We start from the raw sequence: 25,688 nt of genomic DNA, 5'->3' as shown, positions 1-25,688 counted from the left end.
TTGTGGCAGGCAAAAGGGGCAAGATTGGGGCCAAAAGATCGTAATTATTCGTCATTTCAGGACGATCAGCGCGCTTGTGTCGGGCTGTTTCGAATTCAGTAACAAGAGAAAATTGGGTGATTTTCTGAAAATTCCCCAAGGTTTCAATGTGTTGTCTGAAGGCTTTTGGGGCTGCAGGGCCCGTCAACTGTTTTCGACCCTTCGGACGGGGTTTGACGTCTAACAGGGGCAGGGGAAACCCGAAACGTGACAGGAAATGTCCATGTTGCCGGAGGGCGGGGGCAGGGTTTGTCACGGGCTAACCCGGACGGTTAAAGCGTTTCGAGATGAACTTGAGACACAAGTTGATTTCGAAACGCCCGCAACATCAGTAGGTTTCGAGCGTTTCGCCTCATTATTGTGTCTCAATAATAAGTCGAAACACTTTAGGACCAAAAAGGGCGCGGTTTGCACCGCGCCCTTTCCTGATCACAAAAGTGATGCGTTTATTGTGTGGCGCTGCCATCCAGCCCCGCGCGTGTCAGGGCCGGTTCGCTATAGGCGCTCTGAACATATTCGCGGAAGATGATTTCGGCGTATTTTCCGTTCATCACCGTGGGATGGCGGCCGACAAAGCCCGACACTTCGGTCAGGGCACGGCGGTTGGCCCGTTCGCGGCCTGGCACGTCGATCAGAGGTTTGGTTTCGCCATAGCTGACCACCGCTTCCAGACGTGAGCGGCTGATGCCATGGGCAACAAGGGCGTTGACCACGGTATTGGCGCGGCGCATCCCCAGACGTTTGTTATAGGCCTCGGATCCGACCTTGTCGGTATATCCGAAGACGCGGAACCGGACTTCGGGGAATTGTTTGATCCAGTCGGCCTGACGGGCAATGATTGCCAGGGCCTGCTGATCAAGCTGGGCGCTGTTGAAGGCAAAGTTCACGGTATCGGGCACTTCCTGAGCAAAGCGGTTGGCCATGCCAATCACATACTGGATATCGCCATTCTGAACGCCGGTATTGTGCACGGTCGCGGAGCCGAAATAGCCTTCATTCAGGAAAGACCCGGCTTCACCGAAAAACACGCCACGCTGTCCGTCCCCACAGGCCCCCAGCAGGGTCAGCAGGGCGGTTGTGGCCAGAAGGGGTTTGATCATCACGGTTTTCATGGATCAATTGTCCTCCATCACATAGCCGTAGGAGCCGGAGAAATCCTGTTTTGCCACTTCTCCCGCAGCCCCTTTGGTGGGACGATTCGGGGAGGCGGTTTTGCCAAAGAGGAACAGCTCTTGCTCGGACGGGGGTTTGATCCGGTCGGTTGGCAGTGCCAGCGCGTCGCCCCGTGTGGGGGTGACCAGATGGGCGGTGATGATGACCACAAGTTCAGACTGGCGGCGTTCATATTCGGCCGAGCGGAACAGCGATCCAAGCACCGGAATATCGCCCAGCCAGGGCACCTGTCCCGACAGGTCGCGGAAATCATCTTCGATCAGGCCGGCAATGGCAAAGCTTTCACCATCGCGCAGTTCAACCACGGTGGAGGTTTCGCGGCGGCGGAAGGCGTTCACGTTGAAGCCGCCATTGTTGAAGCTCACCGTGCTGTCCAGACCGGACACTGCGGCCTTAAGATCCAGATTGATCACGTCATCGGCCAGAACGCGCGGGGTAAAGGTCATCTCAATGCCGAACGGTTTATAGTCGATCGAGATGCCATTGTCGCCGTTGGCCACAGGCACCGGATATTCCCCACCCGCCAGGAAACTGGCTTCCTGCCCGGAGAGTGCGGTCAGGTTCGGTTCGGACAGGGTGCGGACAACACCTTTGCTTTCAAGGGCTTCCAGAAGAATACCAATTTCAAAGGCACCCGCGTTGAAGCCAAGGGCAAAGGCGCCCTCGGTGCCGCTGCTGGGGGTGATCGTGGAATTGCCCAGATCATTGGCCCCATCCAGCCAGGTGCCAGTTTCGCTGACTACACCCAGGTTGGTGCCGCCTTTGATGGCAAGCGACCCGGACAGGGCCTTGCGCACGGAACGCTGCATTTCGGCAAAGCGGACTTTCAGCATCACCTGCTGGGTGCCGCCAACGGTCATCAGGTTGGAGACCCGGTCCGGTGCATAACGGCTGGCAAGATCCAGGGCGCGGTCCATGCGCCCGATCGAGCTGACCGTGCCGGACAGGACAATCCCGTCATTGGCAGTTCGCACTTCAATCGGCTCGCCGGGCAGGATCTGACGCAGGCGCTCCTTGAATTCGGCGATATCGGGGGCCACGTGGATCTCGACATTGGTGATCAGGCGACCGTCGCCGCCCAGAAGGGTCAAGGTGGTGCGACCAGGCGCCTTGCCAAGCACGTAAATGGTGCGATCCGACAGGGTCGAAAAATCAGCGATGCCGGGGTTTGCGATTGAGAGCTCAGCGAAGGGCACCTCGCTTTCCACAACCACCGCACGGTTCATCGGGACGTTCAGTGCCGAAGAGGCAGCCCCTTTCATGACCCTCAGAGTTTCCGCAGAAGCACCTGTGGGAATGCTTGTAAATCCGATTGCGGCTCCCAAAAGGGCCGCTTTCATCCATTTATCAATTTTCATGTGATCCTGCCTTTTCGATCACGCCTCGGTTTCGGGCTTTGCTTATCTTCAATCCGCGTTGCCTGTAGAACGAAATCTCATGCTGTTACACGGTTCCGTTCGCGGCTGAAGGTCCGGTTGGTCCGGTGTATTTCGCCCACTTGTCTGCGAGCATGCGACAGTTTTTGTTTTTTTGCAAGAATCATTAAAGCGTTTCGGCTTTAGCCTGAGACAGGGAAAAGGCGAAACGCAGTAAGAGATCTCATTGTTGTGAGCGTTTCGGAATAAGCATGTGTGTCAAGTTTATCCCGAAACGCTTTCATTTGGTCGAAAGAATGCATGTTGCGCCACCGCAACAAAACAGGGCCAGTCTGGCCCCGTCTGATCTTGTTTCGTAACGCTCCCGATCGCCTGCTTGTCATGGTCGCAGGGGGCTGTTTGTCATCGGTGCCGCTTATTGTGTCGGGCAGGGGATGGGCACTTCGACAAATTCGTTGCCACGTCGTGTGCGGATCGAGCAGGATTTTTCAAAAACCGGTTGTGGTGCTTCTTCCTCGGTCAGCCCCAAAAGCTCTCGCTGGCCGATCTCGACGGTGCCCGAGACGGTATTGTCGAGCAGGCCGACAAGAGAAAGAGAAAGTTTGCCTGTCGATTGTGCCTGGGCGAGGGCCGCAACCTGGCGGGGGGTAGCCTGAACCGTGACGGTGCGGGCAATCGTCGGAGAGGCGCGATCGCTATCAGCCGTCTGGTCAATAGCAATCAACTGGATTGAGGCTTCGATCAGCTTGGTGACATTGCGCGATCCACCTTCAGAGCTTGGTGTCTGGCCGCTCCAATACACGTCCACGCGGTCGCCCGGACGCAGGAAACCTGACACGCCGGATGACACATCCACCCGAATGGCAAAGGCGCGCATTCCCGATGAAAGGCGCGACCGTACCCCGGCATCCTGGCCCGGGTCTGTCAGCTTCACAACCATCAAGGCTTCATCTTTTTCCATCGCGCGTGTGACGGTCCGATAGGGGGCCTGTTCGGTTGGGAACAAGTCTTCGAGGCTGGTGAACGTGCCTTCCGGGATCGCATCTTCCGGCCATCTGACGGCGCGCACGTCTTCCTTGGTGATCCGCTCACCATAGGTCAGGGGTTTGTCGGAGACGAAAACCTCAACCGTGGGCACAATGGACGCAGCCGCTGCGCGTTCCGCATCAAGCTGGGCTTGATAGGCACTGATATAGTCGCGGGCAAGGTAAACCGCGAAGCCGGCCAGGGCCACGCCGAGGACCAATACCAATCCGAATACGGCTCGCATGTAATTTCCTTTCACAACTTTGGAATGGTTTGACCGGCCAATCTGGGCGGCTGGGAACGAACACACCAACAACCTGCCGGATGATTGGGGCAATATTGTGGACAGATCGTGAATAATAGCCGGATTAACCGTTAATATTTCAACAATCCCCGTAAAGCGAGGCACAGTTTACTTAAAACGGGAAAAGCCGCACCAAAGAAAGGGCGCGGCTGATCCAAATTTCACATCTGGCTGTGCCAGAGCGACCATTACTTGGTCAGGAGCTTGACGCTCATGGTGTTGATTTTGCTCGACACTTTGGTGGCCAGTGCGTCGGTGCTGGAGGAGACCGAAGTCAGCACGGCCACGCCGAGGCCCACGATAGCAGCGGTCAGAACGACCCAGTCCACGGTCACGGCGCCATCTTCGTCAGCTTTGAAGCGGTTGATCAGGTTGAAGAGTTTCATTGCGATAATCCTTGATACGAGAGTTTTGGAAGGGGCCGTTGGAGGTCCTTAGGCCCGAAATCCAGAGATTACTTGGTCAGGAGCTTGACGCTCATGGTGTTGATTTTGTTCGACACTTTGGTGGCCAGTGCGTCGGTGCTGGAGGAGACCGAAGTCAGCACGGCCACGCCGAGGCCCACGATAGCAGCGGTCAGAACGACCCAGTCCACGGTCACGGCGCCATCTTCGTCAGCTTTGAAGCGGTTGATCAGGTTGAAGAGTTTCATTGCGATAATCCTTGATACGAGAGTTTTGGAAGGGGCCGTTGGAGGTCCTCAGGCCCGAAATCCAGAGATTACTTGGTCAGGAGCTTGACGCTCATGGTGTTGATTTTGTTCGACACTTTGGTGGCCAGTGCGTCGGTGCTGGCGGAGACCGAAGTCAGCACGGCCACGCCGAGGCCCACGATAGCAGCGGTCAGAACGACCCAGTCCACGGTCACGGCGCCATCTTCGTCAGCTTTGAAGCGGTTGATCAGGTTGAAGAGTTTCATAGGTTGTCCCTCCGAAAGGTAGGTTGTTCAGTGTTACTTTCGAACCGGCCCTGTGATCCCCAGATCTTGTGTGATCCTTGGTGGGTGACCCTTTGTGCCGCTCGGTATGGCTAGTAATAAGCCTTCGGATTGGGGCGAGAGTTGGGCAGGTTTCGTTCGTTTTTGAGGATCTTAACTTTTTTCGGGAGAGCCGATGTAAACCACTGAAAATAAAGGAAATAAAAATTAGGAAAAATTAATATTTCTGTTTTTTGCCGCGCGTATTGCTTAAATTTTATATCAAATAGAAAGGAAATTCTGGATAATTTCATTAGGATTTGGCACAAAACAAGACAAGAAATCAGGGAAAATCCTGACCAAACCTCGTCCGGCCACGGGCGGTCACATAAGGCGGCAAGAGCAGTGTTGCATCCTCCCCATGATATTCCGCGACGCGGGATCAGGGTCACCCTGTTGGCGGTGACCTTGTCCGTATTGCCCCTGTCCTTTCATGGGGGGGCTGTTCAGGCAGAGAGCACGCCGCCGCCTTTCCCGGAGTTTACGTTCAAACGAGAAACCATCCCAACCGGTTCCGGCAAACGGATCCGGGTGCAGATTGATCCCGCTGAACAGGCACGCCGCCTTGCCCCTGCCAACACACAGCCACAGGCCGCGACCCCTGACACCGATGCGTCGACGGATGGCGCGCTTTCGGCGCATGGGTATGAGTGGTTCTGGGCAGAGGTGTCGCCAAAACGGGATCATGGGGGGGCTGCCAATCTGCAGCAGGCGCTTGCGGTGTTGGAGCGGCAGGCGGGGCAGGGTGCCCTGAGCGGGCCGCGTCTTGAGGATTTGCAGAAGATTGCGACCGCCCATGGTGTTGATATTCTGAAGGCTACGATCGGCACCCATGTCTCTCCGGCCTGGGTGCTGGCGCTGATCTCGGTGGAAAGTGCCGGGCGCGCAGATGCGGTCAGTTCCGCCGGCGCGCAGGGGATCATGCAGTTGATCCCGGCGACCGCCGCCCGCTTTGGTGTCGAAGAGCCGGACAACCCGGAGGAGAATATCAAGGGCGGGGTGGCCTATCTGAACTGGCTGATGGAACATTTCGACGGGGACCCCATCCTGGCGATGGCCGGGTATAATGCAGGCGAAAACGCGGTGACGGAGAATGGCGGTGTGCCCCCATTTGCCGAAACCCGCGCCTATATTCCCAAGGTGCTGAGCGCGTGGCGCGTGGCGCGGGGGCTTTGCATGACCCCGCCGGACCTTCTGACCGATGGCTGTGTGTTTGCCGTGAAAGGATCGTGAGATGACCGTGAAGCCTCTTGTTCTGGACGTGGACGGAACCTTCCTGCGCACCGATCTGTTGTTTGAAGGGTTCTGGGCCGGGCTGGGGCGTGATCCGTTTGCCACGCTGCGCGCAAGTTTTGCCAATTTTACCAACCCGGCTGCGTTGAAGCAGGCCCTGGCCGAGATCGCGCCGCTGCGGATGGACCTGATGCCGGTTTCCGAACCGGTGCTGGAGCTGGCCAGACGGGCCCTGGAGGAGGGGCGCGAAGTGGTGCTTGCCTCTGCCTCGCATATCTCTTTGGTCAAACCGCTGGCCGAACAGCATGGGTTGTCGGAAAGGGTGCTGGCCACGCAGGGGCATAACAACCTGAAAGGGCGCGCCAAAGCCGACGCCCTGGTGGAGCTTTTTGGCGAGGAAGGATTTGACTATGCAGGCAATGCCTCCGTGGACAGTGCGATCTGGAAACGGGGCGATGTGGCCTATGTGGTGGGGGATGCCGGATCAGCCGAAGTGATGCGCGCTTTGGGCAAAGAGGTGCGCGAATTGCCCGGTGGCTGGACTGCACGTGCGCTGTTCAAAAGCTTCCGCCCACATCAATGGGTCAAGAATGTGTTGCTGTTCCTGCCCTTGATTGCGGCCCATGATTTCTCTGCCCATACGATCCTTCTCGCCCTTCTTGGGATCCTCAGCTTTTCTGCGGCAGCCTCGTCGATCTATCTGGTCAATGACCTGTTGGATCTGGAGGCGGATCGCCTGCATGTGAAAAAATGCAAACGCCCCTTTGCCGCCGGCACTGTGCCAATCCAGGTGGGCATGGTGGCATTTGCTGCGCTTGCCTTATTCGCACTGGTGCTGGCCGCGTTGTTGTCGACGGCCTTTCTGGGTGTGGTGGCCTTCTACATGATTCTCTCCCTGGCCTATTCGCTGAAGCTCAAGCAGATGCGGTGGGTGGATATTGCCGTGCTGGCAAGCCTTTACACCTTGCGTGTCGTGGCCGGAGCGGCAGCCACCGGGATCTATGTGTCAGGCTATCTGCTTGTCTTCATCTTCCCGGTCTTTCTGGCATTGGGGTGCGTCAAGCGCCTGACCGAGCTGACACTTGCCACCAATGATGAGCGGTTGCCGGGCCGGGGCTATGGCCGTCCGGATCGTTCCGACCTGCTGAATGTGGCCGGACTGGGAGTGGTCGCCGCCCTGCTGGCTTTCTTCCTTTACTCCTTCACCGATCAGGCGCTTGGGCTTTATAAAACCCAATGGCTGATCTGGGTGGCCGAGGTGCCAATGGCGTGGTGGATGATCCGCATGGTGCGGTTCGGGTGGCTGGGCAAGATGGATTACGATCCGATTGTCTTTGCAATGCGCGACAAACGTGGCGTGGGCCTGATGCTGATCTCAATCTCGATCATGTTTTATGCAGCCGGGCTGTGGCACAGGTGGATGGGGCTGGGCTAACCCGGACCGTATCAGCAGCTCCCAAGCCCGCCCGTTGCGGGGCCTGCCTGTCTGTACAGATGGCCTCGCGGCGCATACTGGCTTCCTTGATGGTTTTCTTGCCTTCGGCGAGGATATTTTGAACCAGAAAATGGCAGCTCTTCCACGGCCGAAATCCCACTCGCCTCAGCCGCGCGCCCTTTTTCTTGCTGAAAATACCTCGGGGTGAGCCTCAAAGAGGAGAGGGGCAGAGCCCCTTACCCTCCTGCTCCAGACGCGGGGTCAGATCGACATCTTTTTGAAGATGGCTTCAGGGATATGGCGGATGATCAGCATGATGTAGCGCCAGAAAAACGGTGTGTAGATCACATTGCGCTTCTTTTGGACGGCTTTCAGGATATCCCCGGCAACCTTGTCAGGGGATGCCACCAGGAACATGCCCTCCACATCCCAAGTCATGGCCGTGTCGACGAAACCTGGCTTGACCGTGACCACGTGCCCGCCCACGCGGGTCAGGCGGTTTCTGAGACCCGAGAGATACGTGGCAAATCCCGCCTTTGCCGCGCCGTAGACATAATTGCCAATCCGCCCCCGATCCCCGGCAACTGATCCCACACCAACCACGGTGCCTGCGCCCCGTGTTTCAATCAGCGGGGCCAGCATCTGGAGAAAGCGGGCGGGGCCGGTGAAACTGTCTGTGACCGTTCCATCAATCAAAGAGGGGTCTTCGTCGATCTGCGCCTGCGGGGGCATCGACCCCACGAAAACCGCTGCGTTGATCACGCCTGAGACATGGCTCACGCGAGAGATGATGGCCGCAAAACTCTCGGGGTCGCGGGCATCGAAATGAATGGCATCGGCGTGCAGGCCACGGGTGCGCAGATCTGTTGCGCTGCGCTCCAGATCATTCATGTCCCGTCCCACAAGCAGCACGAATGCGCCCTGATCTGCAACCTTTCGGGCAAAGGCACGTGCCATGGAGGAGGTTGCGCCGAGGATGATCCAGGTGTCGTTTGCGTCGCTCATCATGCGTTCCTCAAATCCAGTCGGCGGGTCATGTCGGTTTCCAGCCGGCGCTCCGGGTCGGCGGCATCGGCAATCTGGGCCCAGTCACCATGCTCGGGATACATCGCCTTGATTGCGGCCCCCGTGGCCAGGGAGTCCTTGGCAAGGTAGAGCCGCCCCTTGGCCTGAACGGTCATGCGCTCAAGCTGGGCAATCAGCTCTCGCGCGCCGTCACGGGCCGGAAAATCCACCGCCAGCGTATAGCCTTCCATCGGGAAGGACAGATGACCCGCGCGCCCTGTGCCCATGCGTTTGAGCACTGCGAGCGGAGAGGCCAGCCCGGCATCGGCAATGCGCGCCAGCATCTCTTTCAGGATGTCGACCTGATCCAGCGGGACCACGTTCTGAAACTGGTAAAAGCCCCGTTTGCCGTAAAGCCGGTTCCAGTCATGGATCTTGTCGAGCGGGAAGAAGAAATCGTCGATCCGCTTGACCGAGCTTTTGCCGGATTTGGGCACCCTGCGGAAATAGGCGGCGTTGAAGCTGCGCACAACCGGGGCAGACAGGGCCCAATGCGGGGCGTCGCGCGGAACGGATTTTGGGGATTTCGCCCGGGGCAGCAGCCCCTTGGCCAGCTCCGCCTCTTCTACGATCCCCCGACCCAGCGCCGCCCCTGTTGCGGTGGCGTCAATCCAGCCCACGCAGTAGCTGGCGGTGGAGGCATCAAGCAGGCCAATATGCTGTTCCCACCCGGATGCGCGCTGTTCGGTCACCATCATCAGGTCACCGGGGCAGGGTTTCAGTTGCAGCGTCGCCTCGGCGATCACCCCGGTCTGGCCAATGCCGCCCATGGTGGCGCGGAACAGATCGGTATTGATCTCGGGGGTGGCGACCACCCGCGTTCCGTTCTGAACCAGCGTTACCGACAGCACATGCTGACCAAAGCTGCCGCTGTTATGATGGTTCTTGCCATGCACATCCTGCGCGATGCACCCGCCAATCGTGGCAAAGCCGGTGCCGGGCAGAACGGCCGGGATCCAGCCCTGTGGGGCAAATACATGGGCCAGATCTCCAATGGTCATCCCGGCCTCAACCGTCACCTGTCCGGTCTGGGCATCAAAGGCGATGATCCGGTTCATTCGGGTCATGTCGATGGCGCGGCCGTCCGAGTTCAGGGGCGCATCCCCGTAGGAACGGCAATTGCCAATCGCGGGGCCTCCTTCACGGCTGGCGGCCTCCAGCGCATGGGCGCGTTCCGGTCGGGCCAGTTCGCCCGCCGCTTTCAGCACACGGCCCCAGCCGCTATATTCAGTTGTTTTCCAGCTCATTGGGCGGGTCTTTCGTGACGGGTATGTTTCAGCGAATGGCGTTCTGCGACGGGAAAGATCAGCAGGCCGATGCCGATTGCAAACCAAAGCGTGGTGACGCGGATGATGGCGGTGGCGGGCACCGAGACCTCCAGCGGGACGCCCTCCAGCGCCAAGAGAGCAATCATGGCGGCTTCTGCCCCGCCCACGCCACCGGGCGCGCCGGTCAACCCACCGGCCAGGGTCGAGAACACAAAGATGGCAACCGCAGCCGCAAGGCCGATATCAGAGCCAAGCCAGACCAGGAGCAGATGAAAGGCATAGCCTTCGGCAATCCAGCCGATCATGCCAATCAGCGCGGCGGTGGTCATCAGCAGGGGGGATGTGAATGCCGCAAGCGATGTGGCGGCCCTGCGGACCCGCACCCAGACCCGGGCAAATCGCCCGGTGATGCGGTGACCCGTGGTGGCCAGCCAGCCAAGCAGCCTGGGGCGGGTGGCGACAAACCCCGCAATCAGCGCAAGGATCACCACCGGGGTTCCTCCGGCAATGCCATGCATCGAGAATGAGAGGGCCAGCGCAAGGATCAGCGCCATGGCGGTCAGGTCCGAGGCGCGATCCACCAGCACAAGGGGGGCGGTGCGTTCAAAACTCCACCCCGTTTCACGTTTCAGCCAGCGCATACGGACCAGTTCACCGACCCGGCCCGGAGTGACCGACATGGCAAAGCCGCCCAGGAAATGACGCAGATCCTGCATCAATCCGGTGGGCAGGCCCAGGCGCCGCGCAAACACATGCCAGCGCAAGCCGCGAAAGAGGTAGTTCATGAGAGACAGCAGAAGCAGGACCCCAATCTGCCAGGCAGACAGCTTGGCAATCTGTGCCCGGGTTTCCTCCCAGCCGGTTGCAGCGGCCAGTCCGATCAAGCCCAGCAGCACAAGACCAAACAGCCCCGCCAAAATCAGGGTGTCGCGCAGCCTGCGCGAAGGGGGCGTGCGCCCCGCAGAAACGGTATGGGTGCTGCTCATGGTCATTGCCGCTTATCTGGCAGGAGAATGCGGCGAGATTATGAAACAATAAAGGGAAAGGCGAGGGATTTTCCCGAAATCTGCGTCAATACTCCGGGTCCGGTTTTTGCCATTCCATAATGACAAAATAAGCGGCTTCATCATACCGCGCCTTGATCTCGGGATCCGGGTGGGAGGAGGCAGGCTCGTCGTAATGTGTCAGGCGCAGCCCCTCGTCCAGAAAGGCCTGCATATAGTCGCGCGGCGGGCGGTGCCAGTTCTGAATGGGAATGCCACGCCACTGGGTCCAGTAGACCTCTTCTTTCAGATAGCCGGTGATATGGACCTGCGCCCCCGTTTCGGCACGGGTCCAGCCATCATGCCGGGCGGCGGTGAGGAAAGCTGCGAGATTGGCGACCAGAATGCGCCCGCCGGGCTTTAGAACGCGGGTGGCCTCGCGGATGGCTGCGCGGATATCGGGAATGTCGATCAGGCTCAGGTAGAAAACGGCGAGCTCAAAGCTGGCGTCGGCAAAGGGCAGGTCTTCGGCCCTGGCCTCAACATACCGCCCCTTTGGGTCGCAGGTGCGGGCATGCGAGATGAGTTCGGGAGTTGGGTCGATGCCTGTGGGGGGCACGCCCAACGCGGGTATCATCCGGCAAAACCGGCCTTCGCCGCAGCCAATATCCACCATGTCCTGCGGGGCGGCCTGTTTCACCCGAGCCAGCATTGGCTCATCCAGCACATGCCCCCGTCCGTGATCGCCCTGATTGCCCATATCAGCAATCCAAGCTTTGGCGGAACTGACCCAGCCATTATCATTTTGTCCGGTCATGCGTTCTATCTATGAGAGAACAGGGGCAGGGGCAACGCAAAAGGCCCCCCGATGGGAGGCCTTTCGTGATCCATCTGGGTCGTATCTTAGTTGATGATGGTGGCCTGCGTGGCGGCGCGCAGCTCGTCTTCCGAGACGCCTTCGGCGGTCTCGACGATCTTCAGCCCGCCTTCAACCACATCCAGCACGCCCAAGTTGGTGATGATGCGGTCGACCACTTTCTGGCCGGTCAGGGGCAGGGTGCATTCCTTGAGAACTTTGCTGTCGCCGTGTTTGTTGGTGTGATCCATCACCACCACCACACGGCCAACACCGGCCACAAGATCCATCGCGCCGCCCATGCCTTTGACCAGCTTGCCGGGGATCATCCAGTTGGCCAGATCGCCGTTTTCAGCCACTTCCATCGCGCCCAGAATGGCCATGGCGATCTTGCCGCCACGGATCATGCCGAAGCTCATCGAGCTGTCGAAATAGGCCGTTTGGGGCAGTTCGGTGATGGTCTGCTTACCTGCGTTGATCAGGTCGGCGTCAATCTCATCCTCGGTCGGGAAGGGGCCCATGCCCAGCATGCCGTTTTCCGACTGAAGCGTCACGGTGACGCCCTCGGGGATGTAGTTGGACACCAGCGTCGGGATGCCGATGCCGAGGTTCACATACCAACCGTCTTGCAGTTCCTGTGCCGCGCGGGCGGCCATTTGATTGCGGTCCCAAGCCATGTCTTATGCCTCCCGGATGGTGCGTTGTTCGATGCGCTTCTCATGCTCGCCTTGAATGATGCGATGCACGTAGATGCCCGGCAGATGGATCGCATCGGGATCGAGCGAGCCGGTCGGCACGATTTCTTCCACCTCGACCACACAGGTCTTGCCACACATGGCAGCCGGCGGGTTGAAGTTGCGGGCGGTCTTGCGGAAGACAAGGTTGCCGGTTTCATCGGCTTTCCATGCCTTCACGATGGACAGATCGGCAAAGATGCCTTCTTCCATGATGTAGGTTTCCATCTCGCCATTCGGGCCGGTGGGGAAGTCTTTGTGTTCCTTGCCTTCGGCAATCACGGTGCCCACGCCGGTCTTGGTGTAGAAGCCGGGGATGCCGTGGCCCGCGGCACGCATGCGCTCGGCCAGAGTGCCCTGTGGGTTGAACTCCAGTTCAAGCTCGCCCGACAGGTACTGGCGCATAAACTCGGCGTTTTCGCCCACATAGGACGAGATCATTTTGCGGACCTGGCGGGTCTGCAGCAGGATGCCGATGCCAAAATCATCAACGCCCGCGTTGTTGGACGCAAAGGTCAGATCCTTCACGCCGCTTTCCTTGATGGCTTCCAGCAGAAGCTCGGGGATGCCGCACAGGCCAAAGCCGCCAGCGGCAATCAGCATGTCGTCAGACAGAAGCCCGTCAAGAGCTTCGGACGCCGAGCCGTATACCTTTTTCATGAAAGTGTCCTTTCGTCAGTTCTGAGAGATGTTCTGGCGCGACGAGGGGGCACTGTCAACGAAGCTGGGGCGAAAATGATGGTTTCGCGTATTTCTACCCTGTCGAATTCGCAGCGTTTTACGCAATTTTATTGCGTCTATCCGTTTTCTGCTCACAATTGGAAAACCACAATTGACGGAGGGGCAATGGAGCAACTGGTATTCACATTCGAGATGGGTGTTGTCAGCGCGATGTTGGGCTTCACCGTGTTTCTGTTTGTCTCAGAGGTTGTCCGGATTGATCTGGCGGCCATCCTCGTTCTCGTCATCCTGGGCATCCTCAGCTATCACCCGTCTCTTGCCGATCTGGCTGATGTCAATCAGCTGTTCAACGGGTTTGCCTCAAACGCCGTGATTTCAATCATCGCGGTGATGATCGTGGGGGCGGGGCTGGACAAGACCGGGATCATGAACAAGGTGGCGGCCACGATCATGCAACGCGGCGGGGCGTCTGAGACACGGATCCAGCCGATTGTCGCGGGCACCGTCGGGGTGATTTCCAGCTTCATGCAGAACGTGGGGGCGGCGGCGCTGTTTTTGCCGGTGATCAGCCGGATTTCGACCCGGTCGGGGATACCGATCAATCGGCTGGCGATGCCGATGGGATTTTGCGCGATCCTTGGCGGCACCATGACCATGGTCGGGTCGTCCCCGCTGATCTTGCTCAATGATTTGCTGCAAACCGCCAATGAAAGCCTGCCCGAGGGGCAGAAGATGGAGCTTTTCGGCCTGTTTTCCGTGGCCCCGGTGGGGGTGGTTCTGGTGCTCAGCGGGATCTTCTATTTCTTGTTGCTGGGGCGTTGGGTGCTGCCGGAAAGCGGTGCGGTCAGTGACAGCTCGGTCGGGCAGGGCACCTCGGATTACCTCAAACGTGTCTATGGTCTGACCGCGTCGGTCTATGAGGTGGAAGTGCCGGGGGACAGCCCGCTGGTGGGGGAGATCCTGGCGGATGTGAATATGGAAAACCACCTTTACATCATCTCGACCTTCTATCGCGGCAAGACCTCGATGGTGCAGGTTCTGACCGCAGAGATTGCGGCGCCCTGTCGGCTGGCCATTATCGGGAAAAAGGAAGAGGTGGACTGCTTTGCCGAGAAATACGGGCTGACCGTGTGTCCGCAGCTGGATGTGTTTACCGAAGAATTTGCCGCCACCAATGCAGGCATTGCCGAACTGGTGATCCCGCCGGAAAGCGACCTGATCGGCAAATCCCCGCGTGAGCTGCTGCTGCGCAAAACCTATGGTCTGTCGCTGCTGGCGATCCACCGGCGCGAAGAAACGCTGAGCCATGTGGAAACCGATGATCATGTGCCGACCCAGATCGGTCTTGAGAAGTTTGAACTGGGCGACATGTTGGTGGCGCACACCCGCTGGGACAACCTGACCCGCCTGCAGGGCAATCAGAACTTCGTCATCATGACCTCGGATTTCCCGCAAGAAGAGCTGCGCCCGCATAAGGTGGGCTGGGCTATGCTGTTCTTTGCGGTCTCGCTGTCGCTGATCCTGTTCACCGATGTGCGCCTGTCGCTGTGCCTGCTGACCGGGGCGGTGGGGATGCTGCTGTCGCGCGTCCTGTCGATTGATGAGGCGTATAATGCGGTGGGCTGGAACACCGTGTTCCTGCTTGCGTGCCTGATCCCGCTGGGGCAGGCGGTGCAAAACACAGGCACGGCGGAATGGATTGCGCAACAGATCCTGACCGCGCTGGATGGTTGGCCAATCTGGTCCCTTCAAGCCGGGATTGCGGTTCTGGCCACCGGGTTTTCTCTGGTGATGTCCAATGTGGGGGCTACGGTTTTGCTGGTGCCCCTAGCGGTGTCGATTGCGGTGGCGGCCGGGGCCAGCCCCGCGCTTTTTGCGCTGACCGTGGCAATCTCGACCTCGAACTCCTTCATCATCCCAACCCATCAGGTCAATGCGCTGATCATGGGGCCGGCTGGCTATAAGGTGAAAGACTTTGTGAAGGCCGGGGGGATCATGACCATGCTGTTCTTAGTGATTTCCCTGATCATGTTGAACGTCGTATTCTGAAGCGCCAAAGAGGCCAGAGGGTCAAAGCAAACGCAAAAGCCCCGCCGAAAGATCGTGACACATTCCGTGCGGTGGGACACAAAATCGCAAACTTCGCAGTAAACTTCGCAGTAAACAATGATGCTTAAGATATGGCCGCTTCCACACGGGATGCGGCCATATTTAGTGCGGAACGCCGAACACCTTCGTGCATAAAGTGTTTCACGGCTTTCCTTTTGAATTTGCGACACTCGATCAGACCATTTTTGAAATGCTGGTAAGTCCGCCTGAATATCCCGTTTTCAGGAATTCCAGGCGACTTGCGGCCACATGGCTCAAAGCGACAGAGTAAACTGTGAATTTAACACTGCAAAAGTGGCATAGTTGGATTCACATGCCAGTCAGATGAAGCCTATGAACGCCCCCCCCCTTCCTTGATTTGATCGTAGATCTCCATGTCGGGGTGGGCTTCGGGCTGCCAAACCCGGCCAAATTCAATCGCGCAAGATACAGGGATTGCCGGGAAGACCATCAGTTCGATATTCATGCCATGTTCGTTTTTGATTTCATCAAGGGGCGAGCGAACGATCGTCCTGAAACGGCTCAAGTCGCCTTTGTGATGGATAACCCCGTGCTGTTGCGGATTGCTGCATATCTCCCAGATGAAAACGTCGTCACCAATGGCAGCAGTGATCCGATCATCGGCAATGTGTGAAGTGATTGAGAGCTTCAAGGCGACGCGTTTTGGCCCCTGGATGCCTTTCGAGGAGAAGAAGTTAGTCTCCTGGCCATCTTCGGGGCAGCCCCACTGCGCGGGTTCACGGTGCCGTTCATAGACATCAGCTTCCGAAATGTCGGAGATGAGGCGTCCCAATTCCACCAGGAGGGGGGCGGAGCCAAGCCAAACACCGATAGATGACAAATATCACCGCTTTCGAACCGCCCTTGGATCTTTTTTGCAAAGTCGTCGCGTAAGACGGCAGGCTGAACGGACCAATAGGTCGGGTCACTATCTTTGAAGTGCATACCTCTAACTTTGATTTCGGCTGGCCGCCGTTCGACCGCACTGAACCGCACCGGGTTTTCCGGAGGCTCCAAATCGAGGAAGGATTGGGGCCATGGAAAAGGACAACAGGGCGAACCGCTATTCACCGGAGACACGAGCAAGGGCCGTGCGGATGGTGTTCGACAATCAGGGCAACTAGGAGAGTCAGGCGGCGGCGATCAAGGCGATTGCACCGAAGATCGGCTGCGGCCGGGATAGGTTGCGGTGTTGTGCGTGGCAAGGCACAGAAAACGACGCGGCCTGACAAGGCGCTGCCATGCCCGCGCGACAAGGTGAACCGGAAGGCCCAGGCACAGCCCTGAATACGTTCTGGGTCAGTGGCGTCACCTATGTCTCGACTTGGCTGGGGGGCTACGTTGCCTTCGTGATCGACAGCTTCGTCAACCGGATCGTTGGCTGGCGGGCGTCACGGTCGCCGCAGACCCAGTTCGTTCTGGATGCCCTGGAACAGGCGCTATATGAGCGGCGGCCAGATGGCGATCTCATTCATCACAGTGACCGGTGCAGCCAATACGTGTCGATCCGCTATACCGAGCGTCTGGCCGAGGCCGGGATCGAACCCTCGGTCGGCAGCGTCGGTGACAGTTATGAGTTCAAGCTGGTCCGTGTATGCGGATCAAATGATCCGGGGGATCATTTGAAAGCGCAGAACGCCTTGGCCGAGACCATCATCGGCCTGTTCAAGGCAGAGGTCATCCACCGCCTGGGGCCATGGAAAACCGTTGATGCCGTCGAATGGGAAACCCTGAAATGGGTCGACTAGTTCAACACTGTCGCCTGCTGCAACCCATCGGAAACATCCCGCCAGCGGAGGTCGAAGAGAAGTTCTATGAACACTGCAACGAGTTCGGTAAAGTCGCGTGAAACGGAGTAATCAGCCTCCGGCAAACCCGGCGCGGTTCAATCCCTTCGGGGCGACACAGTTCAGCTATACTGTCCTCGCTATGCAGCCCTTTCAACACGATGCGGATCTTCTCTTCGGACGAATGTAGCTGCCTGCTCTTCCTGCGGATGTCTGTGACGACCTTCTCAGCCGTCGCTTTCTGCTTTCCGGATTTCATTCTCATCTTCCCTCCTTGCTGTTGCGATGAGCCTGAAATCCTCCGCTACGCAATCAATGCAATCTGTCCCATTGGGCTGGCGGGGTATAGGGAGGAACACATTCGCGCCCGGGCTGACACGATTTACCACCCGGTTGGCACCTGTCCCATGGGGAAGGATGCCAGAGCGGTGGTGGATCCGCAATTGAGGGTGCACGGTTTAGAGGCTCTGCGGGTGGCGGATGCATCTGTCATGCCGCTTCTGGTCAGCGGCAACAGCAATGCTCCCACGATTGTGATTGCTGAGAAATGTGCTGATCTGATCAAGAGGGAGGAGGGTAGGGAAGTTTAATCTGACAAAAATACTATGGAATAGCTTTACTTGACTAAAAGACTCATCTATTGCCGGTGCCAATACTTTCAATACATGAGGATAATCATGATCCGTACATCCTTCCTGGCCCTCCCGTTCCTGATGGGCTCTACCGTTTCAGGCTTTGCTGCCGATCCTTCAGCCATTTTGGAAACCTATGCCGATATTGCCCTGGCCGGGTATGAAGACAGTCTGAGCCTGGCAAAAGATCTTAGAACCGCCGTGGGAGAGCTGGTCGCCTCACCGGGCGACGCCACGCTTACTGCGGCCAAAACCGCCTGGTTGCGGGCCCGGGTCCCTTACCAGCAGACCGAAGCTTTCCGGTTCGGCAACCCGACGGTGGATGCCTGGGAAGGCAAAGTGAACGCCTGGCCGCTTGACGAAGGGTTGATCGACTATATCGCGGCAGATTACGGAGAAAATGAAGAAAACCCCTTCTCGACTGCAAACCTCATCGCAAATGCAAAGCTGAATGTGGCGGGGGCGATGATTGATGCCACCACAATCACCCCGCAGCTTCTGGCAAGCCTGCATGAAGTGGAGGGGATCGAAGCCAATGTAACCACGGGATATCATGCGATCGAGTTCCTGCTCTGGGGGCAGGACCTTTCGGGAACGGATCACGGGGCAGGCACCCGGCCTGCAACGGATTTTGACCAGGAGAACTGCACGGGGGGAAATTGCGATCGGCGGGCTCAGTATCTGGTCGCGGCGACCGATCTGCTGATCCGTGATCTTGAAGAGGCTGTGGCCAACTGGTCCGATGGCGGGCAGGGTCGCACCGATGTCACCACCGATACAGGGAAAGGTATCGTCATGGCCTTTACCGGTCTGGGCAGCTTGTCTTACGGGGAACTGGCAGGCGAACGGATGAAGCTTGGCCTGATGCTGAATGATCCGGAAGAAGAGCATGATTGCTTCTCGGACAATACTCATAACTCGCATTACTTCGACGGTCTGGGCATTCGAAACGTCTATACGGGGCGCTATGTGCGCGTGGATGGAACCGTGCTCGAAGGGCCCTCGCTTCATGATCTCGTGTCGGAAAAAGATGCCGCACTGGCAGGTGCCTTGCTGGGGGATATGAACGCCACCATGAGGGCGTTGGGTGATATTCGAACCGTAGCGGAAAGTGGAACGTCTTATGACCAGATGCTGGGGGTTGACCATCCCGGTGGCGCACTTGTTCAAAACGCGGTCGACAAACTGGTGGCCCAGACCCGCAATATCGAACGTGCTGTGACCATCATTGGGGCTGAGGGGATGGAGGTAGAAGGCTCTGACAGTCTGGACAACCCGAACGCCGTTTTCCAGTAAAGCCTGTGAATTCAATGTACTAAGGGCGGCCTGCATTGGTCGCCCTTTTGTGTTGTGGTCAGGATTGCGAAGCAGGGGGGGCGCCAGTGCCCTCCTGTCGGGCGTCGTTTAAATAATTCTTCATGCCTGTCTGTCACAAAATGAGCGGCTTTTAGGGGATGTTGAAGCTGCCTTTCGAGACGTTCAGTCGGGAGAGCTCTGCCCCCTCGTTGAAAGAATGGAGTGTTGATGCGCTTTCTGAGCAAGTTCTCAATTGCCGTGCTGTTGCCTGTTGCAATGGTTTCTCTGGTCCTGGTGTCCGTCGGGGTTTCAATCTGGGTGTCCTATCGGGTTGAAAGTCAGGAATTGATGAAATTGGCAACTCAGTCGCTAGAGGCCTTGCGAACGGAACGACGAGAGCGACTGGAGCGTGATCTGACAGCGGTTTCTGCTGAAATCGTTGTGGCGGCGACAAGGAATGCAACCGTTCGTACAATGAACAGCTTTGCAAGGTCATGGCGCTTGCTGGATGATCCGCAGCAGGAGCTTCAGAAAACCTTTATAACCGACAATCCACACCCGCAGGGAAAGCGCGCTGACCTGTCATGGTCGGGTGATAACAGCACCTATTCCACGGTCCATGCCCAGACCCATGATGAGTTCCGGGCCATGCTTGAAACCTATGGCTACCATGATGTGTTTCTGGTCGATCTGGAGGGGAACGTCATCTACTCGGTCAAGAAGGAAGAGGATTTCGCGACCAATTTGCAGACCGGAAAATTCCGGGAGTCAGGCCTGGCCCGCGTATATCAGCAGGTGATGAAGCTTGAGGCTGGTGAGACGGCGTTTGAAGATTTCTCCCCCTATGCGCCAAGCGCCGGAGGCGCCGCCGCATTCATTGCCCATCCCATTTTCGACCGGCAAGGCGGACGTGTCGGGGCCCTCGTTTATCAGATTTCCGACTCGCTGATTTCTGGTATCGCCAACGCACCGACAGGGCTTGGCCAGACCGGTCGAGTTTACTTTGTAGGAGGAGATCATCTCAATCGATCCGGCGTAGATGACACACAAGGGGATGGCAGTGGGCCCAATGGGCTGGAACGTATCGAAACGTTGGCTGTGCAGATGGCCCTGGCTGGCGAAACTGGTAGTTTGGAAACTCAAGGGCATGGGGGGGAACGTGTTCTTGTGGCATTCGGCCCCCTGAATGCGCTGGGAAAAAATTGGGCGGTCATTGCTGAGCAGGATATGTCTGAGGTGATGTCAGGGGTTCGTGACCTGCTCAACATGCTGGTTCTGAACGGCTTGATTGTCACGGCTCTCGTGTCTGTTGTCGCACTTTGGTTCTCGCGAAGTCTGGTCAACCCTCTCGCCAAAGTGACACGTTCAATGGTCGAAATCGGGAAAAAAAACTACAAGGTAAAGGTGGATGGAACCGAGCGTGGTGATGAAATAGGTGAAATTTCCAAATCGCTTGAACAGTTTCGCCAGTCATTGCTGGAGGCAGAAGAAACCGCCAGAGAAAATGAATTTCGCGGCGCCGCATTCTCGTCTTCTTCCGCGGCGATCATGATGGTGAACAATGACCTGGATATCCTTCACATGAATGAAGCAGGCATGGCGCTCCTGCAAAAGCATGAGGCAAGGCTGCGCGAGTGTGCTCCTGATTTTACCGCCAAGGATATCATCGGGAAAAACGCTGATCTTTTCCATCCCCCGGCGCTACGTGAGCGTGTCCGAAACCTTTTGTTGCAGGAAGAAAACCTGCCGTATCGTGCGACAATTTCGGTGACAAATCTGCGCCTGAATCTGGATATCAACCGGGTGCATGGTCCCGACGGCAATCCGATCGGTTACGTGGTGGAATGGGTGGATGTCACCGAAGATTTCATGAACACCGCGCTGCTCTCATCGATCGACAGCAATCAGGTGAAGATCGAGTTCGCACCTGATGGGGTTGCAACAAAAAGCAACAACCTCTTCAGAAAAATCTTGGGTGCGGGAACGAAATTGGATGACCTGACACTTGAGGGCCTGCTCAAGGAGCAAAAGATGGAACAGGATAAAGTCGATGATATCCTTGCGTCCATTCACCGGGGGGAAAGCGTATTTGGCCGATATGATCTGGCCAGTTCAGAGGGGGGAAGGGTCACGTTTGAAGGGGGCATCACCCCTGTCATTTGTGACAAGGGTGATCTGCTGAATATCGTTTTGATAGCGACGGATGTTACGGAGACGCGGCGGGAGATAGAGGCATCGGAGGTTCGTCGTGCCGAGATGGAGGCGGCGCAGAACCGCGTTGTTGACGCGCTGCGCGATGGGTTGAGCCGTTTGTCGGATGGGGATCTGACCACCGAGATCACGGATGCGTTCTCCGAGAATTACGAACAGCTTCGTCATGATTTCAACCGGGCTGTTGATAACCTTCTTACAGCGATGCGTGGGGTGGTTGAGAATGCTGAGATGATCCAGGGGGAAGCGTCCGAGATTTCGAATGCGGCGGATGACCTGTCGCAGAGAACCGAAAGGCAGGCGGCCACGCTGGAGGAGACAGCCACGGCGCTGGATGAGCTGACATCATCGGTGCGTTCCGCAGCGGATGGTGCCGCACATGCTAATGAAGTGGTTGAAAGCGCACGGAAAAATGCAGAAGTTTCTGGCGAGGTTGTGCGGGAGGCCGTGGAGGCCATGGGGGAGATTGAAACCTCGTCCTTGCAAATCTCGAAAATTACCGGCGTGATTGACGATATTGCGTTCCAGACCAACCTGTTGGCGTTGAATGCCGGGGTCGAAGCGGCACGAGCCGGTGAGGCGGGGCGGGGCTTTGCGGTGGTCGCCTCGGAAGTTCGGGCCTTGGCGCAACGTTCTTCTGACGCTGCACGAGAAATCAATGAACTGATTTCCGCCTCAGGCAGCCAGGTGAAACGTGGCGTGCATCTGGTGGACCAAGCGGGAGAAGCCCTGGTCGGGATTGTGGAAAGTGTTAGTGAAATCAGCCGAAATGTTGGTGAAATTGCCATATCTGCACGAGAGCAGAGCGCAGGTCTTGCGGAAATCAATGAGGCGGTAAACCAGTTGGATCAGGTGACGCAGCAAAATGCGGCGATGTTTGAACAAACAACCGCAGCCAGCCATTCTTTGACATGTGAGGCCCAAACGCTGACCAGCACCATGTCTCGTTTCAAAACTGATCAGGCGGAACGACCTGCGGCACAAATCATTGAAAGTGATGTTTTTGTCGAACCCGTTTTACAAACCGAAGAGAGCGCCCTCCATCCCCACCCCCTCGCGGCCCCCAAAAGCTCCGTAGCAATCGCACAGCAGATCGAAGCAGACCATACCTATGAGGATTGGGATGAGTTTTGAAAGTAAGAAGGAGGAGGCTTGAGATCGAGTTACTCCTGTCTGGTTGGCGGCAACTGCCTTGTTTCGAGGAGTGGATGGTCGGGCAAAGGGGGCCACACGCGCAAGATTGTTGACAATTTGAGGTTCGATGTTTCTTTCTAAGGGAGGCGGGTTTTGAAAATGCCCGGCACCTAAGAGTTATCCAGAGGAGAAAAACATTGGACAGCGTGATTGTCATGGAATGGATCGAGTTTGCGGTCAGATGGTTGCACGTGACCACCGCGATCGCATGGATCGGTTCGTCTTTTTATTTTATCGCGCTGGATCTTGGTCTGCGAAGGGAGGCAGATTTGCCTCATGGAGCGTTTGGGGAAGAGTGGCAGGTTCACGGGGGCGGGTTCTACCACATCCAGAAATATCTCGTTGCACCTGAAAAAATGCCTGACGATCTTGTCTGGTTCAAATGGGAAAGCTATGCGACCTGGCTTTCCGGTTTTTTCATGTTGGTGCTGGTCTATTATCTTGGGGCAGAACTTTACCTGATTGATCCGAACAGGCTGGATATTCCAACCTGGGCTGGGGTTTTGATTTCCAGTGGATCTCTGGTCTTTGGCTGGTTGGTCTACGATCTTTTGTGCAAAAGCCCATTGGGAAAAGACAATACAAGACTGATGCTCCTGCTTTTTATCCTCCTGGTGGGTATGGCCTGGGGGTATACTCAGGTGTTTACTGGGCGGGCAGCGTTGCTTCATCTGGGCGCATTCACGGCGACGATCATGTCGGCCAATGTGTTTCTGATCATCATTCCCAATCAAAAGATTGTCGTGGCAGATCTTCTGGCGCATCGCACACCGGATGCAAAATACGGCAAGATCGCAAAACAGCGGTCCACCCATAACAACTATCTGACCCTCCCTGTAATTTTTCTGATGCTGTCAAATCATTATCCGATGGCCTTTGCCAGCTCGATGAACTGGGTCATCGCGTCGTTGGTTTTCCTCATGGGGGTGTCGATACGACATTATTTCAACACGATGCATGCGAGACAGGGGCGTCCAAACTGGACATGGGGGGGGGCCGCGCTTTTGTTTGCGGCAATTGTTTATCTTTCGGCAGCACCGCAGTTTCACGCCCCATATTCCGAGACAGAGGCGGTGTCGCTTACCTCGGCGCAACAAAGATTTGTTGAGGCTGAGGGGTTTGAAGAGGTGCATGAAATTCTGCTGGGGCGCTGTTCCATGTGTCATGCAGAAGAAGTGTTCTGGGATGGAATTGCGTCTGCCCCCAAAGGGGTGCGGCTGGACACGCCTGAACAGATTGCCCGGCAGGCAAAGGCGGTTTATCTACAGGCAGGCGTGACAAACGCGATGCCCCCGGCAAACCTGTCCTTTATGGAACCTGCCGAACGGGCAGCAATTGTTGCGTGGTACAGATCGGTCAACGGGGGATGATGCCCCGCTGGCGCGACAGCGCAGGGGATGTGGATGGACATGCTGGAAAAAGCTAAAAACGTAGCGCGCAATCGTGCGCTGCGGGTCGTCTTTCCAGAAAGCGATGATCAACGTGTCACTCAGGCGATGGCCCGCCTTGAAAAAGAAGGTCTGGCGGAACCGCTGGGCTTGTCGGATGTAAGTCAGGCGCAGCTTGATGTCCTGATGGCAGCTCGCCCAATGAAGGCCGTCATTGCAGAACGCATGTTGGCGCGCCCCCTGATCCGGGCGGCCGCAATGCTGGCCTGTGGTGAGGCAGATGTCATGGTCGCCGGGGCCATCGCGCCAACCCGCCGCGTGATTGAGGCTGCCGCCCTGGCGGTCGGATATGCGCCCGGTATTCGCACGGCGTCCTCGTTTTTCCTGATGGAAATGCCAAATGGGCGGCAATTGGTTCTTGCCGATTGTGCCGTCAACACGGATCCAAGTGCGGCTGAGCTTGCGGATATCGCGCGGGCTTCCGCCCGGTCGGCACGTGTTCTGTTGGGCAGGGCTGACGTGGCGCTCTTGTCTTTTTCTACGGGAAGTTCGGGTATCGGCCCGTCAGTGGAGAAGGTGAAGACCGCGGCAGAAGCCACTGGGTTTCTTGGGCCAATTCAGGGGGATGCTGCGCTGAACCCAGTGATTGCTGCCCGTAAAGGCGCGGGAGGGGCCGGGGTCGCCAATACGCTGATTTTTCCGGATCTGAACGCCGGTAATATTGCCTATAAGCTGCTGCAGGAGCTCGCAGGTGCCCATGCGTATGGACCAATATTACAGGGGTTTCGCAAGCCGGTCTGCGATCTGAGCAGAGGGGCCACGGTGGACGAAATTGTTGGCGCAACCCTTCTTTCCATTTCCCTGTCAGAGCGGGCTGTTAGCTGACATCACCCAGCTGCGCGGTTGCCTGGGCCGCGGTCACTGCAATCATGTGCAAGACATCTTCGGCCGAACAGCCGCGCGACAGGTCATTTGCCGGTTTCGCGAGGCCTTGCAAAATCGGGCCAATCGCAATAGCTCCGCCGATCCTCTGCGCAATCTTATAGGCAATGTTCCCGCTTTCGAGATTGGGGAAAATGAACACATTTGCCTCCCCCTTCAGCGGAGAAAGCCCGGCCTTTTTCTCTGCCACGCCAGGATCAAAAGCTGCGTCAAACTGCAATTCACCGTCGATGAGCAATTTTGGGTTGGCGTTGCGGGCAAGTTCTGTTGCGGTCACCACTTTGCTGACCGAGTTGTGTTGCGCACTGCCATGGGTCGAAAAAGACAGCATCGCAACCCGTGCAACCTCGCCGGTCAAAGCTTCGAAACTGGCGGCGGATGCGGCCGCGATTTGCGCCATTTCTTCGGCATTCGGATCCACGACCAGACCGCTATCGGCAAAAATATGTGCCCCTTTCCTCGCGTGATGATCTGCGCAGAACAACATCAGGAAGAAAGATGAAACCAGTTTGGAGCCGGGGGCCGGGCCAATCACCTGTATGGCCGTGCGCACGATATCCGCAGTGGTTGCGACGGCGCCACCAACCGTTCCGCCGGCGCGACCGGATTTGACCAGAAGGGCGGCAAAAACATGGGGATCCTGCGCGATACTCATGGCCTCTTCTGCGCTTATGCCCTTATGGGCGCGCAGGCGGTGATACAGAGAGGCGAGCTCAGGCAGGAGGGAGGATGTTTGAGGATCAAACACCGTGATGCCATGATCCTTGGGCGCATTTTGCTGGGACAGCTCCGCCTCGACATCTTCTTGTGCGCCGATCAGGATCATACGGGCAATCCCGTCCCGCTCGGCAATCAAGGCCGCCTCAACCACCCGAGGATCCGTCCCTTCGGATAGCACAATGCGAAACCGGGACCGGGCGGCGTTTTTCAAAAGGGTTTCAAGGGGTTTCATGGGGTGGCCCTTCCGATAAATAAGAGAGC

21 protein-coding genes and 3 pseudogenes are annotated in these 25,688 nt (G+C 57.4%); 9 read left to right on the top strand and 15 right to left on the bottom strand.

Features of this window, described 5'->3' with window-relative positions; all coding sequences use genetic code 11:
- Window positions 1-485: 485 nt before the first annotated feature.
- The 6 genes from AKJ29_RS07015 to AKJ29_RS06990 form a co-directional block, all read right to left on the bottom strand.
- On the bottom strand, window positions 486-1,151 hold the full coding sequence (locus AKJ29_RS07015; RefSeq protein ID WP_055189364.1) for an OmpA family protein: 666 nt from the start codon (window positions 1,149-1,151) through the stop codon (window positions 486-488).
- A 3-nt stretch (window positions 1,152-1,154) separates the two neighbouring features.
- Window positions 1,155-2,570 (bottom strand): type II and III secretion system protein family protein, encoded by a 1,416-nt coding sequence (locus AKJ29_RS07010; protein ID WP_055189362.1) that lies wholly within the window; start codon window positions 2,568-2,570, stop codon window positions 1,155-1,157.
- Between the two features lie 433 nt (window positions 2,571-3,003).
- The gene (gene cpaB / locus AKJ29_RS07005; RefSeq protein ID WP_055189361.1) at window positions 3,004-3,858 is read right to left on the bottom strand and encodes a Flp pilus assembly protein CpaB; all 855 of its coding nucleotides are present in this window, start codon (window positions 3,856-3,858) and stop codon (window positions 3,004-3,006) included.
- A gap of 248 nt (window positions 3,859-4,106) precedes the next feature.
- A complete protein-coding gene (locus AKJ29_RS07000) occupies window positions 4,107-4,304 on the bottom strand; it encodes a Flp family type IVb pilin (protein WP_055189359.1) in 198 nt (65 codons plus the stop codon).
- A 68-nt stretch (window positions 4,305-4,372) separates the two neighbouring features.
- Complete coding sequence (locus tag AKJ29_RS06995; protein ID WP_055189357.1) at window positions 4,373-4,570, bottom strand: Flp family type IVb pilin; 198 nt, start codon at window positions 4,568-4,570, stop codon at window positions 4,373-4,375.
- Between the two features lie 68 nt (window positions 4,571-4,638).
- Complete coding sequence (locus tag AKJ29_RS06990; protein ID WP_055189355.1) at window positions 4,639-4,836, bottom strand: Flp family type IVb pilin; 198 nt, start codon at window positions 4,834-4,836, stop codon at window positions 4,639-4,641.
- A 402-nt stretch (window positions 4,837-5,238) separates the two neighbouring features.
- Between AKJ29_RS06990 and AKJ29_RS06985 the strand changes: the two genes are divergently transcribed.
- On the top strand, window positions 5,239-6,126 hold the full coding sequence (locus AKJ29_RS06985) for a lytic transglycosylase domain-containing protein (RefSeq protein ID WP_235477335.1): 888 nt from the start codon (window positions 5,239-5,241) through the stop codon (window positions 6,124-6,126).
- 1 nt (window position 6,127) lies between these two features.
- Window positions 6,128-7,561: a UbiA family prenyltransferase gene (locus AKJ29_RS06980; RefSeq protein WP_055189353.1), complete on the top strand. Its 1,434-nt coding sequence runs from the start codon at window positions 6,128-6,130 to the stop codon at window positions 7,559-7,561.
- Between the two features lie 261 nt (window positions 7,562-7,822).
- Here AKJ29_RS06980 and AKJ29_RS06975 read toward each other — a convergent pair whose 3' ends face one another.
- The 6 genes from AKJ29_RS06975 to AKJ29_RS06950 all read right to left on the bottom strand — a co-directional run bounded on the left by AKJ29_RS06975 (window position 7,823) and on the right by AKJ29_RS06950 (window position 13,127).
- Window positions 7,823-8,566 (bottom strand): SDR family NAD(P)-dependent oxidoreductase, encoded by a 744-nt coding sequence (locus AKJ29_RS06975; RefSeq protein WP_055190439.1) that lies wholly within the window; start codon window positions 8,564-8,566, stop codon window positions 7,823-7,825.
- Window positions 8,566-9,873: an FAD-binding oxidoreductase gene (locus AKJ29_RS06970; protein ID WP_055189351.1), complete on the bottom strand. Its 1,308-nt coding sequence runs from the start codon at window positions 9,871-9,873 to the stop codon at window positions 8,566-8,568. Before AKJ29_RS06970 ends, AKJ29_RS06975 begins: the two co-directional genes overlap by 1 nt.
- Entirely contained in the window at window positions 9,870-10,880 is a 1,011-nt protein-coding gene (locus tag AKJ29_RS06965; protein ID WP_314732193.1) for a lysylphosphatidylglycerol synthase transmembrane domain-containing protein, read from the bottom strand. The genes AKJ29_RS06970 and AKJ29_RS06965 overlap by 4 nt, the downstream gene beginning before the upstream one ends.
- Before the next feature lie 85 nt (window positions 10,881-10,965).
- The gene (locus AKJ29_RS06960) at window positions 10,966-11,694 is read right to left on the bottom strand and encodes a class I SAM-dependent methyltransferase (RefSeq protein WP_055189347.1); all 729 of its coding nucleotides are present in this window, start codon (window positions 11,692-11,694) and stop codon (window positions 10,966-10,968) included.
- Between the two features lie 86 nt (window positions 11,695-11,780).
- Window positions 11,781-12,410 carry a 3-oxoacid CoA-transferase subunit B gene (locus AKJ29_RS06955; RefSeq protein WP_055189346.1) on the bottom strand — a complete coding sequence of 210 codons (630 nt, stop codon included), beginning with the start codon at window positions 12,408-12,410 and terminating at the stop codon, window positions 11,781-11,783.
- Window positions 12,411-12,413: 3 nt separating this feature from the next.
- Complete coding sequence (locus tag AKJ29_RS06950; RefSeq protein WP_055189344.1) at window positions 12,414-13,127, bottom strand: CoA transferase subunit A; 714 nt, start codon at window positions 13,125-13,127, stop codon at window positions 12,414-12,416.
- A 186-nt stretch (window positions 13,128-13,313) separates the two neighbouring features.
- On the opposite strand from AKJ29_RS06950, the gene AKJ29_RS06945 reads away from it, so the two are divergent.
- Window positions 13,314-15,197: an SLC13 family permease gene (locus AKJ29_RS06945; protein WP_055189342.1), complete on the top strand. Its 1,884-nt coding sequence runs from the start codon at window positions 13,314-13,316 to the stop codon at window positions 15,195-15,197.
- A 391-nt stretch (window positions 15,198-15,588) separates the two neighbouring features.
- Here the strand turns inward: AKJ29_RS06945 and AKJ29_RS06940 are convergent, their stop codons facing one another.
- On the bottom strand, window positions 15,589-16,056 hold the full coding sequence (locus AKJ29_RS06940; RefSeq protein ID WP_161805382.1) for an SAVED domain-containing protein: 468 nt from the start codon (window positions 16,054-16,056) through the stop codon (window positions 15,589-15,591).
- A gap of 389 nt (window positions 16,057-16,445) precedes the next feature.
- Here AKJ29_RS06940 and AKJ29_RS06935 point away from each other — a divergent pair.
- Window positions 16,446-17,106: pseudogene (locus AKJ29_RS06935) on the top strand (DDE-type integrase/transposase/recombinase); the annotation flags it as partial.
- A 38-nt stretch (window positions 17,107-17,144) separates the two neighbouring features.
- Here AKJ29_RS06935 and AKJ29_RS19225 read toward each other — a convergent pair.
- A pseudogene (locus AKJ29_RS19225) lies at window positions 17,145-17,309 on the bottom strand (IS3 family transposase); the annotation flags it as partial.
- 85 nt (window positions 17,310-17,394) lie between these two features.
- On the opposite strand from AKJ29_RS19225, the pseudogene AKJ29_RS19980 reads away from it, so the two are divergent.
- From AKJ29_RS19980 to AKJ29_RS06910, 5 genes and pseudogenes are all read left to right on the top strand, one after another.
- Window positions 17,395-17,634, top strand: a pseudogene (locus AKJ29_RS19980) (GMC oxidoreductase); the annotation flags it as partial.
- 87 nt (window positions 17,635-17,721) lie between these two features.
- A complete protein-coding gene (locus tag AKJ29_RS06925; RefSeq protein WP_235477333.1) occupies window positions 17,722-18,972 on the top strand; it encodes an imelysin family protein in 1,251 nt (416 codons plus the stop codon).
- Between the two features lie 228 nt (window positions 18,973-19,200).
- Window positions 19,201-22,317, top strand: a complete 3,117-nt coding sequence (locus AKJ29_RS06920) for a methyl-accepting chemotaxis protein (RefSeq protein WP_055189332.1) — start codon at window positions 19,201-19,203, stop codon at window positions 22,315-22,317.
- Between the two features lie 215 nt (window positions 22,318-22,532).
- Entirely contained in the window at window positions 22,533-23,747 is a 1,215-nt protein-coding gene (locus tag AKJ29_RS06915; protein ID WP_055190437.1) for a urate hydroxylase PuuD, read from the top strand.
- A 33-nt stretch (window positions 23,748-23,780) separates the two neighbouring features.
- The gene (locus tag AKJ29_RS06910) at window positions 23,781-24,650 is read left to right on the top strand and encodes a phosphate acyltransferase (protein ID WP_055189330.1); all 870 of its coding nucleotides are present in this window, start codon (window positions 23,781-23,783) and stop codon (window positions 24,648-24,650) included.
- On the opposite strand, the gene pta is transcribed toward AKJ29_RS06910, so the two are convergent.
- Window positions 24,643-25,659 carry a phosphate acetyltransferase gene (gene pta, locus AKJ29_RS06905; protein ID WP_055189328.1) on the bottom strand — a complete coding sequence of 339 codons (1,017 nt, stop codon included), beginning with the start codon at window positions 25,657-25,659 and terminating at the stop codon, window positions 24,643-24,645. The two genes, AKJ29_RS06910 and pta, sit on opposite strands and share 8 nt — an antisense overlap.
- Between the last annotated feature and the right edge of the window lie 29 nt (window positions 25,660-25,688).

The sequence above is a fragment of the Aliiroseovarius crassostreae genome, from assembly GCF_001307765.1.
GTDB lineage: Bacteria > Pseudomonadota > Alphaproteobacteria > Rhodobacterales > Rhodobacteraceae > Aliiroseovarius > Aliiroseovarius crassostreae.
The sequence above is the reverse complement of the archived record's forward strand: the minus strand, read 5'-3'. Positions and strand labels throughout refer to the sequence as shown.